Annotated in this window: 14 protein-coding genes; 10 read left to right on the forward strand and 4 right to left on the reverse strand. The window is 47.5% G+C overall.

Annotation, left to right across the window (positions count from 1 at the left end; genetic code table 11):
• Positions 1-623 precede the first annotated feature (623 nt).
• The 5 genes from RS889_RS08485 (at position 624) to RS889_RS08505 (ending at position 6,898) form a co-directional block, all read left to right on the forward strand.
• Entirely contained in the window at positions 624-1,892 is a 1,269-nt protein-coding gene (locus tag RS889_RS08485; RefSeq protein WP_021016523.1) for an MFS transporter, read from the forward strand.
• A 74-nt stretch (positions 1,893-1,966) separates the two neighbouring features.
• On the forward strand, positions 1,967-2,833 hold the full coding sequence (gene ydiB, locus RS889_RS08490) for a quinate/shikimate dehydrogenase (RefSeq protein ID WP_021016522.1): 867 nt from the start codon (positions 1,967-1,969) through the stop codon (positions 2,831-2,833).
• Between the two features lie 158 nt (positions 2,834-2,991).
• The gene (aroD, locus tag RS889_RS08495) at positions 2,992-3,750 is read left to right on the forward strand and encodes a type I 3-dehydroquinate dehydratase (RefSeq protein WP_315710244.1); all 759 of its coding nucleotides are present in this window, start codon (positions 2,992-2,994) and stop codon (positions 3,748-3,750) included.
• A gap of 386 nt (positions 3,751-4,136) precedes the next feature.
• On the forward strand, positions 4,137-5,732 hold the full coding sequence (locus RS889_RS08500; protein WP_021016520.1) for an acyl CoA:acetate/3-ketoacid CoA transferase: 1,596 nt from the start codon (positions 4,137-4,139) through the stop codon (positions 5,730-5,732).
• Between the two features lie 14 nt (positions 5,733-5,746).
• Positions 5,747-6,898 (forward strand): acyl-CoA dehydrogenase, encoded by a 1,152-nt coding sequence (locus RS889_RS08505; RefSeq protein WP_021016519.1) that lies wholly within the window; start codon positions 5,747-5,749, stop codon positions 6,896-6,898.
• 277 nt (positions 6,899-7,175) lie between these two features.
• Here the strand turns inward: RS889_RS08505 and RS889_RS08510 are convergent, their stop codons facing one another.
• Entirely contained in the window at positions 7,176-8,087 is a 912-nt protein-coding gene (locus RS889_RS08510) for an AraC family transcriptional regulator (protein ID WP_021016518.1), read from the reverse strand.
• Between the two features lie 900 nt (positions 8,088-8,987).
• Here RS889_RS08510 and RS889_RS08515 point away from each other — a divergent pair.
• From RS889_RS08515 to fadK, 5 genes are all read left to right on the forward strand, one after another.
• Positions 8,988-9,752 (forward strand): electron transfer flavoprotein, encoded by a 765-nt coding sequence (locus tag RS889_RS08515; protein WP_315710246.1) that lies wholly within the window; start codon positions 8,988-8,990, stop codon positions 9,750-9,752.
• A 22-nt stretch (positions 9,753-9,774) separates the two neighbouring features.
• Positions 9,775-10,728, forward strand: coding sequence for an electron transfer flavoprotein subunit alpha (locus RS889_RS08520; protein ID WP_315710247.1), 954 nt, complete (start codon positions 9,775-9,777; stop codon positions 10,726-10,728).
• 109 nt (positions 10,729-10,837) lie between these two features.
• Positions 10,838-12,127, forward strand: a complete 1,290-nt coding sequence (locus tag RS889_RS08525; protein WP_315710248.1) for an FAD-dependent oxidoreductase — start codon at positions 10,838-10,840, stop codon at positions 12,125-12,127.
• On the forward strand, positions 12,124-12,417 hold the full coding sequence (locus tag RS889_RS08530) for a ferredoxin family protein (RefSeq protein ID WP_021016513.1): 294 nt from the start codon (positions 12,124-12,126) through the stop codon (positions 12,415-12,417). The genes RS889_RS08525 and RS889_RS08530 overlap by 4 nt, the downstream gene beginning before the upstream one ends.
• A gap of 233 nt (positions 12,418-12,650) precedes the next feature.
• Positions 12,651-14,342 (forward strand): medium-chain fatty-acid--CoA ligase, encoded by a 1,692-nt coding sequence (gene fadK, locus RS889_RS08535; protein ID WP_315710249.1) that lies wholly within the window; start codon positions 12,651-12,653, stop codon positions 14,340-14,342.
• A gap of 108 nt (positions 14,343-14,450) precedes the next feature.
• Here the strand turns inward: fadK and RS889_RS08540 are convergent, their stop codons facing one another.
• The 3 genes from RS889_RS08540 to RS889_RS08550 form a co-directional block, all read right to left on the reverse strand.
• A complete protein-coding gene (locus RS889_RS08540) occupies positions 14,451-15,437 on the reverse strand; it encodes a helix-turn-helix domain-containing protein (protein ID WP_315710250.1) in 987 nt (328 codons plus the stop codon).
• A gap of 147 nt (positions 15,438-15,584) precedes the next feature.
• Positions 15,585-16,886, reverse strand: coding sequence for an MFS transporter (locus RS889_RS08545; RefSeq protein WP_021016510.1), 1,302 nt, complete (start codon positions 16,884-16,886; stop codon positions 15,585-15,587).
• Positions 16,887-16,971: 85 nt separating this feature from the next.
• Positions 16,972-18,138, reverse strand: coding sequence for an acyl-CoA dehydrogenase family protein (locus tag RS889_RS08550; protein ID WP_021016509.1), 1,167 nt, complete (start codon positions 18,136-18,138; stop codon positions 16,972-16,974).
• Positions 18,139-18,187 lie beyond the last annotated feature (49 nt).

Here is an 18,187-nt window from a genome sequence, read left to right on the forward strand (position 1 = left end):
GAGTCAATGAGTATCGCAGTAAAAACCGTACTATCTTGTCTCGGTGTGCAAAATTATTATGGTGTGATGCAATATAACATGTCCTCTTGTCACTTTATGCCGGGAGAAAACGTAGCTAAGTTGTTAATTGATAATTGTCATAAACATGAAAAAGACAAATATCGTCTACTATCGGGTATCACGGTTAGTTAAAAGATATCGTCTGATGCTTATTCATTCACATTAAAAATGTTATTTTTTTTCCTGATTAGCCTCTTTTACAAAAAAACTTATGTTATTTACTCGGGAACAAAAAATAATTTTGATCCATCTCTCAGTATTTATTTATTATGTTGGTGTATCTCGTGATGGTATTTTATCTGCATAATGTGCTTTTTTTGTAAAATAACAAACAAATCCTCAACAAAGATCGACACTCCCTTCCTTGATTGCGTGCAATAAAGTTGACAACAAAAACCTTATATTACGTATTAATTGTTTCCTTTATTTTATACATTAACTATGAATATTAATTTGGTAAAATTTTATAAAATATATGAAGCCAGGGTAAATAAAGAACAAAAATGTGAAGTAAGACATCAGGAAATGAGTAATAAAAACATTAACTATAAACGGAGAAAAGAATGAGCCAGAATAAGGCCTTCAATGCGCCATTTTTATTAGCTGTCATAGGTATATATCTGAGCTATTTTCTTCATGGCGTCAGTGTCATTACCTTGGCACAGAATATGACCCCTTTGGCCACAAAGTTTGGCACCGATAATGCCGGTATTGCCTACCTGATTTCAGGTATAGGATTGGGTCGACTGATCAGTATCCTATTCTTCGGCGTAATATCTGACAAGTTTGGTAGACGTTTCGTGATCCTGCTGGGTGTCATCTTATATATCGTGTTCTTCTTCGGTATTCCCGCCAGCCCTAACTTGATCGTTGCATTTATTCTGGCCGTCTGTGTCGGTGTAGCGAATGCGGCATTGGATACCGGTGCATACCCGGCATTAATGGAATGTTACCCCAAAACATCCGGTTCTGCGGTCATTCTGATCAAAGCTATGGTCTCTTTCGGTCAGATGTTCTATCCGTTATTAGTCGGTTATTTACTGGTGAATCATATTTGGTATGGCTACGGTATCATCATCCCAGGTATTCTATTTATCTTTGTCACGTTACTACTGCTTAAGAGTAAGTTCCCCAGCCAGCTGGTTGACGCCAATATTACCAAAGACTTGCCACAGATGAACCAAAAGCCGCTGGCATGGCTTGAAGGGGTCGCCTCAATTGTGTTTGGTGTCGCCATATTCTCAACGTTTTATGTGATTGTTGTCTGGATGCCCAAATATGCAATGGCCTATGCGGGTATGGCAGAAGCTGACGCATTGAAAACAATCTCTTACTACAGTATAGGCTCGTTAGTGTGCGTGTTCGTTTTTGCCTTGCTGTTAAAAAGAATGGTCCGTCCCGTTTGGGCTAATGTGTTCAATTCTGGATTAGCCGTAGCGGCCGGTATCGTGATCTATCTGTATCCATCATCGCTCGTCTGTAATGTTGGTTCCTTCATCATTGGTTTCTCCGCCGCCGGTGGATTGCTGCAACTCGGCGTTTCCGTCATGTCCGAATTCTTCCCGAAAAGTAAGGCCAGGGTGACTAGCCTCTATATGTTGATGGGCGGGTTGTCAAACTTCCTTATTCCACTGATTACCGGATATTTATCAGAAATCGGATTGAATTACATTATATTACTGGATGTCGCATTCGCTATATTAGCCTTTATCACCGCGATAATTGTTTTTGTTCGTTACTATAAAATATTCAATATACCAGCTAATGATGTGCGGTTGGGAGAGCGCTTTTTTATAATAAGAAAAGAAGACGGAAAACCACTGCATTTATAAATAACGCATTGTATGAGAAATACGTTTTTAATGAACTTTGCGTTAAATTGAGAGAATAAATTAAGGAGTTTCTAATGGATGTAACTGCAAAATATGAACTGATTGGATTAATGGCTTACCCCATCAGACACAGTTTATCACCTGAAATGCAGAATAAAGCACTGGAAAAGGTTGGCTTACCTTATACCTATATGGCTTTCGAAGTTGACAATACGTGTTTTGGTAAAGCAATCGAAGGGCTGAAGGCGTTAAAAATGCGTGGTACCGGTGTTTCCATGCCGAATAAGCAACTGGCTTGTGAGTATGTGAATGAGTTAACCCCAGCCGCCAAACTGGTGGGCGCCATCAATACCATTGTGAACGATGATGGTTATCTTACCGGCTATAACACCGACGGTACCGGGCATATCCGGGCTATCAAAGAAAGCGGCTTTGATATTAAAGGTAAGAAAATGGTGTTGGTCGGCGCTGGCGGCGCATCTACGGCTATCGGCGCCCAGGCCGCAATCGAAGGAATTAAGGAAATCATGTTGTTTAACCGCAAGGATGAGTTCTATGAAAAAGCGGTTGCCTTTGCAAAACGGGTGAATGACAACACTGATTGTACTATTACGGTTCATGATCTGGCTGACCAGAAAGCGTTTGCCGATGCCATTGCCAGCGCGGATATTTTGACCAATGGTACGAAATTGGGTATGAAACCGCTGGAAAATGAATGTATCGTCAGTGACAAATCGATGTTGCGTCCAGACTTGCTGGTTTCCGAGTGCGTTTACAACCCGCATATCACCAAGCTATTGCAAATGGCAATGGATGCTGGCTGTAAAACGGTCGATGGCTATGGAATGTTATTATGGCAAGGCGCAGAACAGTTTAAACTTTGGACGGGGAAAGATTTTCCGTTGGAATATATTAAAAAGGCCATGGGGTTTAACGCATAGTAATCCGGTTTGGATTATTTTATGTTGCCAGTCGCTACAGTATGGCACCTGAACGGAACGGATCACTACTCGTCCAGGTTGCCAGCAACATTATCTGGGCGTTGTTCGTGTTCACACTGGCTGATGTCCACCATAACGCATTAATGTAAGGGAAAAGAATGAAAACCGTAACCGTGAAAAATCTGGTAATAGGTGAAGGTGCGCCGAAAATCATTGTGTCATTAATGGGAAAAAATGTGCCACTGGTTGAGTCGGAAGCGCAATATTACAAAGATTTTGGCTTTGATATCCTGGAATGGCGTATCGATCATTTTGATGATGTGAAACATATCGATAGCGTTATCGATGCCGCCCGTAAACTCCGGAGTATTATTCACGACAAACCGATCCTCTTTACCTTCCGTACCGCAAAAGAAGGGGGTGAAAAAAGCATCGCGCCCGATGAATACATTTCCCTGAATAAAGCGGTTATTGATAGCGGGCTGGTGGATATGATTGACCTGGAGCTGTTTACCGGCGATCAACTGGTGAGTGCCACAATAGAACATGCTCACGCCAAAGGGGTGAAAGTCATTATGTCCAACCATGACTTTCATAAAACGCCGCCTAAAGACGAAATTATCAAGCGTTTGTGCAAAATGCAGACGTTGGGAGCGGACATTCCCAAAATCGCCCTGATGCCACAGAACAAGACCGATGTGGTGACGTTGCTGTCAGCCACACTGGAAATGAGTGAAAAATATGCGGATCGCCCCATTATTACGATGTCTATGTCGCAATCCGGTATCATTTCTCGCCTATCGGGTGAAGTATTTGGGTCAGCAGCAACATTCGGAGCATTGAAAAAAGCATCTGCTCCTGGGCAGATAGCAATTAAAGAATTAAGAACGGTTTTAAATATATTACATCAGTCATAAAACAATCTGTGGTTGACTATTTATTCAAGAACCTTCGTGGTTCTTGGATAGATATATATTGGCACTCAGTCTGTAGGTGTATTAATGTCCTGCAATAGATGGTTTATTGGGCGTATAAAATAATCATTTAAGTAAGTGATAGGCACTTTTATGGCATTTTTCGTGGCTATATATACCCAAAATAATTCGAGTTGCAGGAAGGCGGCAAGAGAGTGAATCCCGATGAGCTTATTCAGATAAGTGATTCGGGTGAACGAGCGCAGCCAACACACCAGCAACTTGAAGTATGACGGGTATAGATTATCTCGGTTATTTAAGCTGTAGTGAAGTGTCTTATATTTTTAGGTGATTGAGAAAAATAAACTCGATCATGATTAGGAGTACCTATGAAACTGGAAAAACCGAAAAGAATTAATGGTAGAGTCCCGGTGTTGTCTGCGGAAGACGCTGTGAAATATATTCCGGATGAAGCCACACTTTGTGTCTTGGGGGCTGGTGGCGGCATTCTTGAAGCCACAACATTAATTACGGCTTTATCTGAACGTTATAAAAATACACAATCGCCTCGAAATCTTTCTTTAATCAGTCCAACGGGTTTGGGTGACCGGGCAGAAAAAGGAATTAGCCCACTGGCCCAGGAAGGTTTGGTGAGATGGGCGCTTTGCGGCCATTGGGGGCAATCGCCACGTATTTCCGAGTTGGCCGAACAAAACAAGATTATCGCCTATAACTACCCGCAAGGTGTTTTGACGCAGACTATCCGGGCTTCAGCCGCCCATCAACCCGGTGTTTTGAGCGATATCGGTATCGGTACGTTTGTTGACCCACGACAGCAAGGTGGGAAGCTCAATGAAGTGACCAAAGAAGATTTGATCAAACTGATTGAAATCGACAATCAGGAGTATCTCTTCTATAAGGCCATCGCACCTAATGTTGCCTTTATCCGCGCCACGACATGTGATAGCGAAGGTTATGCCTCATTTGAAGATGAAGTGATGTATCTGGACGCGTTAGTGATCGCGCAAGCCGTGCATAACAATGGCGGTATTGTGATGATGCAAGTGCAGAAGATGGTCAAGAAAGCGACGCTTCATCCCAAATCAGTCAGGATCCCTGGCTACCTTGTCGATATCGTGGTTGTCGATTCGGCTCAGACGCAGCTTTATGGCGGTGCGCCCGTTAATCGGTTTATTTCTGGTGATTTTGTGCTTGACGACAGTACCAGAATGGATATTCCACTGAATCAGCGCAAACTGGTTGCACGGCGTGCGTTGTTTGAAATGCGCAAAGGGGCCGTGGGAAACGTAGGCGTTGGTATTGCTGACGGCATTGGTCTGGTTGCTAGAGAGGAGGGCTGTGCTGATGACTTCGTATTGACGGTAGAAACCGGCCCTATTGGCGGCATTACCACTCAGGGGGTCGCTTTCGGCGCTAATGTTAATACCCGCGCTATTCTGGATATGACCTCCCAGTTTGACTTCTATCATGGTGGTGGACTGGATGTTTGTTATTTAAGTTTTGCTGAAATAGACCAGCACGGTAATGTCGGTGTTCATAAATTTAATGGGAAAATTATGGGCACGGGCGGGTTTATTGATATCAGTGCGACGTCGAAGAAAATTATATTCTGCGGAACATTGACGGCGGGTAGCTTAAAAACAGAAGTTAGTGAAGGAAAACTAAAAATTGTTCAGGAAGGGAAAGTCAAAAAATTTATAAAAGAGATACCGGAAATAACATTCAGTGGAAAAATAGCACTGGAACGTGGGCTGGATGTTCGCTATATCACTGAACGCGCGGTATTTACGTTAAAAGAAGATGGATTACATTTGATTGAAATTGCGCCCGGTGTTGATCTGGAAAAAGATATTCTATCTCAAATGGACTTCAAGCCAATCATATCCAGTGACTTGAAACTGATGGATGAAAGAATGTTTTATGACAAAGTCATGGGATTTGTTTTACCTGAAGTAGATAAATAATAGGAGTACAGAATATGGACTTTGGTTTAACCGAAGAGCAAGAGTTGCTGTTGGCAAGTATTCGGGAACTTATTACCAATAATTTCCCTGAAGAATATTTCAGAACATGCGACCAAACGGGAACTTATCCCAAAGAATTCATGAAGGCGTTATCTGACAATGGTATTTCTCTATTAGGTGTGCCAGAGGAATATAATGGTATTCCGGCTGATTATGTGACACAGATGCTTGCGTTGATGGAAGTCTCAAAATGTGGTGCTCCCGCATTTTTGATCACCAACGGGCAATGTATTCACAGTATGAGAAGGTTCGGTTCGCCAGAACAGTTGCGGAAAACGGCGGAAAGCACATTGGCCACCGGCGACCCGGCTTATGCGCTGGCACTCACTGAACCCGGCGCCGGGTCAGACAACAATAGCGCGACAACAGCCTACACTCGCAAGAACGGCAAAGTGTATTTGAATGGTCAGAAGACTTTTATTACCGGGGCCAAAGAATACCCTTACATGTTGGTGCTGGCGCGGGATCCTGAACCAAAAGATCCGAAAAAAGCGTTCACGCTCTGGTGGGTGGAATCGAACAGTCCAGGCATCAAAATCAACCCGTTGCATAAAATTGGCTGGCATATGCTGAGCACCTGTGAAGTCTATCTGGATAATGTCGAGGTTGATGAAAGCGACATGGTCGGTGAAGAGGGCATGGGTTTTCTGAATGTGATGTATAACTTTGAAATGGAACGTCTTATCAATGCTGCTCGCAGTACCGGTTTTGCCGAGTGTGCATTTGAAGATGCGGCCAAATATGCCAACCAGCGCATTCAGTTTGGCAAACCTATCGGCCATAACCAGATGATTCAGGAAAAACTGGCTTTAATGGCGATAAAAATCGAAAACATGCGCAACATGGTATTGAAAGTGGCATGGCAAGCCGATATGCATCAATCATTACGAACCAGTGCCGCACTCTGTAAATTGTATTGTGCGCGTACCGCGCTTGAAGTGATTGATGACGCAATTCAGATCATGGGTGGATTGGGTTATACGGATGATGCCCGCGTTTCCCGCTTCTGGCGCGATGTTCGTTGTGAACGAATTGGCGGTGGGACTGATGAAATCATGATCTATATTGCCGGGCGCCAGATTCTGAAAGATTATCAGAATAAGTAGTCGTATTTGGCCATCCCCGTTCATCCCCGATGGGGTGAACGGGTTCAACTTACTGAGAAATTCAGGCGTTTTACTATTAATAGCTTCCCCAGTTTCCCTTTCGCAGAGAAAGGTCGGGGGTGATATTAGCACTAGAATATCTATCACTATACCCGTCATACTTCAAGTTGCAGGTGTATTGGCTGCGTTCGTTCACCCGAATCACTTACCTGAGTAAGCTCCTCGGGATTCACTCTCTTTCCGCCTTCCTGCAACTCGAATTATGTGGGGTATAAACTTAAATTAACACTTCTGGGCGTTCGCCAAACTCTGTTATATATTCCAGCCCATTGAGATCGTTTTTGAACTGTTTTCTGTATTCAGAAGGAGAACAACCCACATGCCGAATAAATAATTTTGTGAAGTGATCGACATTCTCATATCCGACCCTGAAAGAAATTTCATTCAGGCATAACTCTGTGTTAGTTAACGAAAACTTTGCTTCCGTGATTCGGCGTTTAATAACATAGTTTATTGGTGATATATGGTACTCTTTGGTGAATTCATGGCAGATATAGCTGACGCTGGCACGGAATTTTTTTGCGAGTTGATCTAAGGTGATTTTTTCTCTGTAATTGTTGTTTAAATAAACCAGGATATCTTTTACCAATACATCTTTTATTATATGTCCTGAGTCAGTTCGATACGCACTCTTGAAGTTCTCATAAAACATGACGGTGAGAACATAACCAAATGCATCATAGACGGGTGATGAGAGACCATTCATTTGCTGAGGTAATAACATACTGATTTCATGGAAAATATTTTTTATAACATTTTTATTTTTTGCTATTGAAACAATAGGACATGAGTTTGGCTGCATTATCCTATTTTCCTCAAGACCAGTAATCTTGAAATCATAAACTGCACAGGTATAGGTCGTTGCGGGTAATGTGGCATCAGAAGCCACGGAGTGCAAACAACCGCGTTCGATGACAATAATGTCGCCCTCCTGAGCAACATAATTCGATGAATCAATCGTCAGGTTGACAAGCCCTTTTTTTACATAGATCAGTTCGGTTTCCACTTCATGCACATGATGACCGGATTCCCAGTTGGGATCGTCGCTAATAACATATCGAGAGAGTTTAGGTGTCAGTCCATTTTCGAATATGGCATTCGTTTTATTGTCAAACCAGCGTTGATACATGACTACCTCCACATTGAACCGTAAGGTCTAAGACAACCATTGAGTGGCACGACATACCCCATGCTTCACGTCGCAGAAGCGTTGGCTGCCCAGTCGCTTACTTACTATGCTATCGCTTGAGGATTGGCCCGGCTGTTGTCTTTCTGTAACTCGAATTATTTAGGATATATATAGTAAGCGAAGATAGTTATAACATGAACCTGGCGCACGAAAACAAGATTGTTTGTATGTCATGCAAGATAGTACGCCGGTCCAGACGTACTATAAAACATGCCACTGTTACAGAAATTAATCAATTTACTGGTTCTGACCTACACATTGAGCTAATCAATAATATACATGTTTGCCACATTGAATTTACAATATGAACGTAATTTCATTTTTAACTGAATTTAATAATGTTTTTTTTAAAAGAAATAATCATATTTATGATGTGCGTCACATCTTGTTTTTTCATCTCTTTTTGCGCATTAGTCTCATGTTTAATATCTGCCTTATTTTATACACCAATTCATTACGTGGGATAAAAACAAATAGCTACCGGGTTGAGTTAGATAACACTTTTTTTGCAAGATAGTTGGTAACTAAAACATATTATCATGTCGTTTTTTCTTCGGAGCAGTATCAATATATCACCATGAATTTTGTCTACTTCCTTGAGATAAATGATTTTTATCTAATAAACGGTCATTAGGGAAGTAAAGAAACTTACTTCATATATTAAGTGGATATATATTTTTAACCGGAGAAAAATATGAATCAACAAAAAGTATCTCCTTTTCCTTTATTGCCAGCGATTGGCATCTCTCTGAATTGTTGTATTAGCCTGTTGCGTCATCATTCAGGTATGCAAACCTTCACCATTAATTCAAATATCTGTTATTGCCGATAGGAGATACCATGAAAATTATAACCTGCTTCAAGCTGGTACCCGAAGAGCAAGACATTGTGGTTACCGCAGAGCGGACGCTCAATTTTGATCGCGCTGATGCCAAAATCAGTCAGTTTGACCTGAATGCCATCGAAGCGGCCACCCAACTGGCTGGCACTGATGGTCAGGTAATGGCGCTCAGTGTGGGCGGCAAGTTTCTGGAAAATACCAAGGTGCGTAAAGACGTATTGTCACGCGGTCCACATGCGCTTTACCTGGTTCAGGATGCATATCTGGAGCACTCGCTCCCTAAAGATACCGCCGCGGCGTTGGCTGCCGCCGCCAGTAAAATCGACTTCGATCTCATACTGTTTGGCGAAGGTTCAGGCGATCTATATGCCCAACAGGTCGGCTTGCTCGTCGGTGAAATGTTGCAACTTCCCACTGTTAATGCCGTCAGCAATATTCAGGTGGTTGATAACCATATTCTGGTTGAACGTACCCTGGAAGATGAAGTGGAAATTCTGGAACTACCGCTTCCGGCGGTGCTCTGTGTTACTTCAGATATTAATGTTCCCAAAATCCCGTCGATGAAAGCTATCCTCGGCGCCGGGAAAAAACCGGTAACGCAGTGGAAGGCCGCCGATATTGGCTGGACGCCAACGCCGCCTTTTACCGAACTGACTCATATCCATGTGCCACCGCAGGCAGAGCGTAAACACATCATCATTGAAAGTGATGCGCCAGAAGCGATTAGCGAATTGGCGGAACATCTGAAAAAAGTGCTGAACTAACCCGGGATGGAGAAAAATCATCATGAGTAAATTAACCAATGTATGGGTGTTCAGCGACAATATCGATCGCTACGCCGAATTGTTGGCTGGCGCACGCCAGTGGGGTGAGCATGTCAACGTACTGGTACAGGATGCTGATACTGTGCCTGGCATTAAGTCGCTGGGTGCGGATATGCTTTATGTGCTGGGGGAAAAGTCCGCTCAGCAGCGTATAGAAAACTATGCTGAAACCGTGGCTTCTATTGTGGAGAAACCAGCCGCTCAGTCTCGTCCCGTTACACTGATTCTGCTATCCGCGACGAAACGTGGTAAAGCGTTGGCCGCCAGATTGAGTATCTTGCTTGATGCGGCAGTGGTTAACGACGTTACGTCATTAACGGTCAGCGATGAAGGCACCTGTGTCGAACACCGTATGTACGGGGGGCTGGCATTCGGTAGCGAAAAAATCAACACACCGATCGCCATTATCACTCTGGCGCCCGGTGTAATGGAACCTATCACGGCTAATCCTTCCCATGACTGTCCCGTCTATCAGGCCGCTTATGTCACGCCACGTCAGGAAATCTTGTGTAAAGAGCGTCGTGCCAAATCTTTGAGCAGTGTCGACTTGAGTAAAGCCAAACGTGTCGTTGGTGTGGGCCGTGGCCTGGTCTCTCAGGATGACCTGCGCATGGTACAGGAACTGGCGACGGCGATCGGGGCGGAAGTCGGTTGTTCCCGTCCGATCGCGGAAGGTGAACACTGGATGGAACGTGAACGTTACATCGGCGTGTCCGGGGTGCTGCTGAAGTCCGATCTCTATCTGATGCTGGGTATTTCCGGCCAGATTCAGCATATGGTTGGGGGCAACGGCGCTAAAACCATCGTCGCCATCAATAAAGACAAGAACGCGCCTATTTTCAAATATGCCGACTATGGCCTGGTTGGGGACATCTATAAAGTGGTTCCCGCCCTTATTGAGCACTTGACCCGTTAATGACACAAATCCCGCCACGTTATATCGAATTGATTACGGATTGCAGGAAGTGAAGACGTCTGCAACGTAGAAGATGACGGATATCGCGGCGGGATAGGGAGCCGAAATAATGTCGGAAGAAAAATTTGATGCCATCGTGGTCGGCGCTGGCGTAGCCGGTTGTGTGGCGGGTTATGTCATGGCGAAAGCCGGGCTGGATGTTTTGGTCATTGAGCGTGGCAACACCGCGGGTAGTAAAAATATGACCGGCGGGCGTCTGTATGCACACAGTCTGGAAAAAATCATGCCGGGCTTTGCGCAAGAAGCGCCTGTCGAGCGCAAAGTCACCAAAGAGAAGATCTCGTTTCTCACCGATGAAAGCGCCGTCACATTGGATTTCCATAGCGAGCAACCGGATATACCACCGAAAGCCTCTTACACCGTACTGCGTAACCTGTTCGACCCCTGGCTGATGGAAAAAGCGGAAGAGGCCGGTGTGCAGTTCATCCCTGGTGTCCGGGTCGATTCGCTGCTCAGGGACGGTAATCGGGTGATCGGTGTACAGGCCGGTGAGGAGTCGCTGGAATCCAACATCGTTATTCTGGCCGACGGCGTTAACTCGCTTCTTGGCCGATCGATTGGAATGGTGCCGGCATCAGCGCCTCATCACTATGCCGTCGGCGTTAAAGAACTGATATCCCTGTCGCCATCCCTGATAGAAGACCGTTTTAACCTTCCTGCTGGCGAGGGGGCTGCCTGGCTATTCGCTGGTTCGCCGTCTAACGGTCTGATGGGCGGCGGATTCCTTTATACCAATCGGGATTCTGTCTCGCTGGGACTGGTCTGCGGGTTGGGCGACATGGCGCATGCTACCAAAAGCGTACCGCAGATGCTGGAGGATTTTAAACAGCATCCCGCTATTCGTCCGCTTATTCAGGGCGGAACCATGCTGGAATATTCTGCGCACATGGTGCCGGAAGGTGGTCTGGAGATGGTGCCGCAGCTGGTAGATGACGGCGTCATGATTGTCGGGGATGCCGCGGGACTCTGCCTGAATCTGGGTTACACCGTGCGGGGTATGGATTTGGCTATCGCTTCAGCGGAAGCCGCTGCCCTGACCGCTATCGACGCGAAACACCATCAGGACTTTTCCGCCAACCAATTGATGAGTTACCGGAAAACACTGGAGCAAAGTTTTGTGCTACAGGATATGCACCGCTATCGCAAGGTGCCGGCGATGATGGAAAATCCGCGCATGTTTACTCAATATCCGCGGATGATCGCCGACATCATGACCGATATGTTCATTATTGATGGCAGCCCCAGCCAACCCGTGCGATCGAAAATATTGCGCCGGGCCAAGCAGGTCGGGCTGATGAATCTGCTGAAGGATGGCATCAAGGGGGCGAGTGCACTATGAGCAGTGAAAATACGGTAAATGTGGACGTGAAACTGGGGGTCAACAAGTTCCGGGTGGACGAAAGCAACCCGCATATTGTCCTGGTCGATGATCCGGATAGGGAGCAATTCCGCAAGTTGCTTAATGCTTGCCCGGCAGGTCTCTACAAGCAGGACAGCGAAGGCAATATTCACTTTGACTATGCGGGATGTCTGGAATGCGGCACTTGTCGAGTGCTGTGCGGCGATACGATCCTCAAGAAATGGGAATATCCGCAGGGCACCTTTGGCATTGAGTTCCGTTTCGGCTAATTCTCTCCGCCGGAAAGCGGGCGTCCCTCGATAAAGAGGATAGGTATTGTCCGCCGTATCGTCGATTGTCGATATGGCGCAGTGCCACGTTGTGCCTTCACGTAAATGCGGGATACAGAGTGAAATCCAGGCGTGAGACATTTTCTGGGAACCGCCGGTATTTCTCTCCCGATCATTGGGGTGAGCGCATGGCATTACGCGGTGGAAGGACTGTTTATAACTGAGTAAAATCAATGACTGTCACAATAAAATTCAACGCTGCACGCAGGGAATTATATCGACAACAAGGTTACTGGGGAGACGCCTCACTCGCCGACTACTGGCATCAGGCGGTGAAAGCGGCTCCCGAAAAAAACGCCGTTATTGATAATCAGGGAGCCTCATATACTTATGCCGAACTGGATCGCGCGGCAGGATGTCTGGCTACTTATCTGCTGGCCTGCGGCATTCAGCCAGGAGACCGGGTTGCCTTTCAACTCCCCGGCTGGTGTGAATTCACGCTGATTTACCTGGCCTGTCTGAAAACCGGTGCTGTTTCGGTTCCCCTGTTGCCTGCTTACCGTGAGACGGAACTCATCTGGACGCTCAATAAGAGCCAGGCCCGCGTATTGTTCGTACCGACGAAATTCAAGAATACCTGTCCGATGGAGATGATTACGCCTCTTCGTCGCCAACTCCCGTATCTAGAACAGGTGGTGGTGGTTGATAAACTTGCTCCCGCTCTCTCGGCTACGTCGCTCAGTCAGGTGTTGCAAGACTATCCACCGCTGGAATATCCGATCAAGGTGCATGGCGATCAGCTGGCCGCGGTGTTGTTTACTTCCGGTACGGAAGGGGTTCCCAAGGGCGTTATGCTTACTCATAACAATATCCTGGCCAGCGAACGCGCCTATTGCGCAACATTGAATCTGAGTTGGCTGGATACGATATTGATGCCCGCGCCGCTGGCCCATGCCACCGGCTTTTTGCACGGCGTTACCGCGCCGTTTCTCATCGGCGCCCGCAGTGTGCTGCTGGATATTTTTAACCCGGTGCATTGCCTCACTTTACTGGTACAGGAAAAATGTACTTGCGTCATGGGAGCAACCCCGTTTGTCTATGACTTGTTGTGCACAGTACAACAACAGCATTGTGACCTGTCTTCACTGCGTTTCTTTCTGTGCGGCGGTACCACTATCCCGAAAAAAATCACCCGCGATTGTCTACAGGTTGGCATCAAATTGCTGAGCGTCTACGGCGCGACGGAAAGCTCGCCCCATGCTGTCGTTAAGCTCGACGATCCGCTGTCCCGCGTGATCAATACTGATGGTATCGCCGCTCCCGGTGTCGAAATCAAAGTCGTCAGTAAAGATCGCTCGCTGGTTCCTCGTGGTGAAGAAGGTGAGGAAGCCTCCCGCGGCCCCAATGTCTTCATGGGATATCTGGATGAACCCGAACTGACTGCTCGAGCGCTGGATGATGACGGTTGGTACTACAGCGGTGACCTCTGTCGAATGGATGAGGAGGGGTACATCAAAATCACTGGCCGGAAGAAAGATATCATTGTCCGTGGTGGTGAGAATATCAGCAGCCGTGAAGTGGAGGAGATTCTGCTGGAACATCCATACGTGCGCGAGGCGGGCATCGTCGCGATGCCGGACGAACGTTTGGGCGAGCGTTCTTGTGCGTATGTGGTGTTGAAAGAACCTTCCCACAAGTTAACGTTGGAGGACGTCATCGCCTTCTTCGGCCGTAAGCGCGTCGCCAAGTATAAATATCCTGAATATCTGGTCGTGGTGGATAATCTTCCCCGCACTGCATCAGGGAAAATCAAGAAATATTTGCTGCGACAAGATATTATCCAGCGCCTCGGGTTGACGCCTGCAACATCTGGCGAGCCAGCGACGGCAAGTTCGATGACGCCGGGTTCCTTGCTGTCCCTATGAAATGGGTTGATGGGTAGCTGTTCGATATGGTCTGACGTCATTTATCTCCGACGCCGATATACTGGCGCCGGAGAATATTCTGCGAAAACTGGCGTACTGACTTCCTCATTACACAAGCGCTATCGGTTGTGATCCTTCTACGTCAGCAAAGCCGCTTTTAAGACCATCGGTGGCCGAGACATCGGAGATGGTCTCTGATAAAACAATCTGCCGCACGGCCAACTCACGAAATTGTGTGGGACTGACACCTACATGTTTGTGAAAGAAACGTGTGAAATAGGCTTCATCATTGAACCCCAGAGCCGCTGCCAGTTGCTTGATGGTTTTGGCGGTATAGACCAGTTCACGCTGGGCTTCCTGAATCACGCGCATGTTAATCACATCCAGACTCGACATACCGAGCGTCACACGACACAAACGTGAAAGGTGACCCGGCGACATGCTCATCTTGCAAGCGTAGTCATTGACCGATAGCCGTTGACGAAACTGATGATCGACCAACTGCAAAAACTTGTTAATCTGCGTCGTTTTGCGCGAGCAAACTTCATACTCCTGTGGTTCGACAACCTGCCCGCTAATCCGGGCCAGATGCAGAAACAACGACGTCAACAACGACACCCCCATGGCGATCTGATTGATGTTCGGAATACGCAGTTCGCGCAGCATGGCCTGGTAATAATCCTCTACAACATCACGGTTATCCTGTGCCTGCGCCAGTGAAATGATGCACGGAGTCGCAATCAGTTTCATGACATTGGGCGCCAGCAGGCTTACCACCGATTCCAGCGGTTTTTGGGATGCCGTAATCGTCAACCCCTCGGAATCCGGGGTATATTCAAGGCCGTGGATGGTCTGTGCCGGCACCAGAATGAGGCACGGCGCATGAGCGTTGAAACGGGTATAATTCAACAGGACGTCAACGTCCCCTTGCTGGATAAGTAGCAATTGCAGTAAGGATTCGTGTACGTGGGGAGACACTTTCCAATCCAATGTTCTGGAACGGAAAGACAGACGTTCCACATTGAAGAAATTCTCCCAGCTCAATTCAAATTGTTCGCCATAAAGCGCATAAGCAGGAATGGTGGTAGTCATCATGATTCCCTTTTTGTTCCGGCTTTAAAACGGATACCCGGTTATATATTGACAGCTAGCCGATTGGCCTGTTGGGCTCGTCCGCTGTGAAGCCTTTCTCGCGAGCGAAGACATTATTGATAAGTATGGCCTTATTTAGACGAAAACCATCTAACCTGCCTGATGCAATGAGTGTGTATGTCTGCTCTTGCCGGTAATAGGCTGAATGCGCGCCATCCACATGAACAGTGCGCCGACAATGGCGATGGTAGCGCCGAGATAGAGGGCATATTCATATTGTCCGGTCAGGTCGATGATCAGACCGGAAAACACCGGGGCGAGAATGCCGGCGGTGGTGCCGAACACACCGTTAAGCCCTACCAGCATTCCTGTGTTCTTCTGGGAAAAAACCATCGGTATTGAGAAGTGTGCCCCCATGGTAAAGCACAGGAAAAAGTTGGATGCCGAGATTAGCGCCGCCGCATTCCACAGACTGTTGGCGCGGGTACCGAGGATCAGAAACATCCCGGCCAGTAGCAGCCCGGCGATGGGGGTCAGCTTCCTGCCGGCATTCTGTCCCAGTCGCCGGACGGCGCCGTCTGTCACAATCCCGCCCAGCGGATAGGCGATAATGGCCACCAGATACGGCAGCATTGACAAGATGGCGCTCTGTTTCAGGTTGATGCCGCGGCCCATGGCGAAGTAGGTAGGCAGCCAGGTCATGAACAGAAAAAACAGGTAGTTGGTACAGAAATAGCCCAGCGAGCAACACCAGACCGAGGGGGTGGAGAAGATGTCCCGTTTGGTCAGCGGTATTTCCGTATTCCCTGATGCATTGGCGTCAGGTTTCTGCCCCGCTACGATATAGGCCAGTTCAGCCGGACTGACACGAGGATCTTCCTGAGGACGGTTTTTCCCTAGTCGCTGCCATAATAGACACCAGACAACACCCGGTACGGCTAACAGATAGAACACGTGTTGCCACCCCCAGGTCTGGATAATCCAGGCAGCGATAATCATCGCCGCCGCAATGCCGGCAGGGCAGCCAACCTGCAATAAGCCGGTGCCTTTGCCGGATTCGCTTTTTGGCACCCAGTTCGACAAAAGTGAAAAGTTGGCCGGCACCAGTACGCCTTGCCCGATGCCCACCAGAATGCGTAATGCCATCATGGAACCGAGCGTGGTGCCCAACGGCGTCAGAAAAGTGAATACCGCCCACCACAGCGTACCGATCATCAACACAATGCCACCGCCGAGACGATCGGACAACATGCCCGATGGTAGCATGGTAATGGCATAACCGATAAAGAAGGCGGTGGAAACCCAGCCAAATTCGGTGGCGCTCCAACCGAACTGTTGCATCAGAATCGGGCCGCACATGGACATGCTGCTTCTGGCCACAAACATGACGAAATAATCGATAATCAGCAAAGTGACAATGCACCAGCGTCGAGACCCTATTGATGTGCTCATGATGACTCCCACATGGATCAAAAATGGCCGCCCGTCGTTTGTTACGGTGCGGCCATGAGGTTTTTCGTTATCGTTCACGGACGCATCATTTGATCACGCCGCGGCTCTCAATCAGTGGGCGGGCGATGGTCAGCCGCTGTACAGTACGCGGGCCCTCTTCGAACCACAGCGCACGGGCATCCCGATACATTCTTTCTACCGGCCCGTAGGGGTTGTCTTCGAAATAACCGATACCACCAAAGATTTCCAGACAGCTATCGGAGACGGTACGCACGGTATCGATGCCGTGCAGTTTGCACATGGCGGAGACCATTTCAATGTCTTCGCCGCGATCGAATTTCTGAGCACAGTCACGTAGCATGACGCGCAGTGCATGTACCTGAGTTCCCATATCCGCCAGCGTTTGCTGAATGGCCTGACGGGCAATCAGCGCTTTGCCAAAGGTGACACGGTCTCTGGCGCGGGTGATCGCCAGTTCCAGAAAGCGTTGGGACATACCCAGACAGGTCACGGCGATCATGGCGCGGGAGTGGGCCAGCGCGTTCATGAAGATATCCAGTCCGTCGCCCTCCTTGCCCATGATGTTGTGCGCTGGGACTTCACAGTTTTCAAAGCGCAAATAGGCATGACCGGCACCGCGGCAACCCATCATGTGGGGCATCGGATCGATGTAGTAGCCAGGGGTGCTGGTTTCCACAAAGAAGGCGGTCAGGCCGCCTTTCTTGCGCTTGTTCTCATCAGTGACGGCGATGACATAGGACGCATCGGAGATATCGGTGTGGGAGATCAGGGTTTTGGTTCCGTTAAGAATATATTTGTCGCCTTTACGCACCGCAGTAGTCCGGATATCCGCACCCGATCCGCATCCGGCTTCGGTCAGCGCAAAGTTGATATAGGCGTCTTTATTGGCCAGTTTTGGCAGCCACTTTGCCCGCAGATCCTCGGCGCCATGATCGTAGAGGATGCGCCAGTTTAGCCCGTTGGCATGATGCAGATTCATGCGCATTCCGCCTGGTCCGCGACAAAATTCTTCCATGACAGAAAAAAACTGCTCACAGTTGAGACCCATGCCGCCGTATTCCTCGGGAATGGCTAACCGGAATAAATCGTTTTTCCGACAGATATCATAATAGGCATCGGGAAAAACATTGGTTCTTTCCACTTCCAGTTGCAATTCTTCAAGATCGTTTTCTGTTACTCGCCGAATTCTTTCCTTTAACTCTGCCAGCGTACGTTCTGATAATATTGCCATATGCTTGCCTCTACGCATTATCAATTAATTCTCAACATAAGAACAAATA

It is taken from the genome of Brenneria uluponensis (assembly GCF_032395385.1).
GTDB classification, from domain to species: Bacteria; Pseudomonadota; Gammaproteobacteria; order Enterobacterales; family Enterobacteriaceae; genus Prodigiosinella; species Prodigiosinella aquatilis.

Excerpts from the sequence above, each read along its gene's own strand:
- aroD (WP_315710244.1), top strand. The coding sequence starts at position 2,992 with ATGAAAACCGTAACCGTGAAAAATCTGGTAATAGGTGAAGGTGCGCCG.
- ydiB (WP_021016522.1), top strand. The coding sequence starts at position 1,967 with ATGGATGTAACTGCAAAATATGAACTGATTGGATTAATGGCTTACCCC.
- RS889_RS08530 (WP_021016513.1), top strand. The coding sequence starts at position 12,124 with ATGAGCAGTGAAAATACGGTAAATGTGGACGTGAAACTGGGGGTCAAC.
- RS889_RS08545 (WP_021016510.1), bottom strand. The coding sequence starts at position 16,886 with ATGAGCACATCAATAGGGTCTCGACGCTGGTGCATTGTCACTTTGCTG.
- RS889_RS08500 (WP_021016520.1), top strand. The coding sequence starts at position 4,137 with ATGAAACTGGAAAAACCGAAAAGAATTAATGGTAGAGTCCCGGTGTTG.
- RS889_RS08550 (WP_021016509.1), bottom strand. The coding sequence starts at position 18,138 with ATGGCAATATTATCAGAACGTACGCTGGCAGAGTTAAAGGAAAGAATT.
- RS889_RS08510 (WP_021016518.1), bottom strand. The coding sequence starts at position 8,087 with ATGTATCAACGCTGGTTTGACAATAAAACGAATGCCATATTCGAAAAT.
- RS889_RS08515 (WP_315710246.1), top strand. The coding sequence starts at position 8,988 with ATGAAAATTATAACCTGCTTCAAGCTGGTACCCGAAGAGCAAGACATT.
- RS889_RS08540 (WP_315710250.1), bottom strand. The coding sequence starts at position 15,437 with ATGATGACTACCACCATTCCTGCTTATGCGCTTTATGGCGAACAATTT.
- RS889_RS08505 (WP_021016519.1), top strand. The coding sequence starts at position 5,747 with ATGGACTTTGGTTTAACCGAAGAGCAAGAGTTGCTGTTGGCAAGTATT.
- RS889_RS08525 (WP_315710248.1), top strand. The coding sequence starts at position 10,838 with ATGTCGGAAGAAAAATTTGATGCCATCGTGGTCGGCGCTGGCGTAGCC.
- RS889_RS08485 (WP_021016523.1), top strand. The coding sequence starts at position 624 with ATGAGCCAGAATAAGGCCTTCAATGCGCCATTTTTATTAGCTGTCATA.
- RS889_RS08520 (WP_315710247.1), top strand. The coding sequence starts at position 9,775 with ATGAGTAAATTAACCAATGTATGGGTGTTCAGCGACAATATCGATCGC.
- fadK (WP_315710249.1), top strand. The coding sequence starts at position 12,651 with ATGACTGTCACAATAAAATTCAACGCTGCACGCAGGGAATTATATCGA.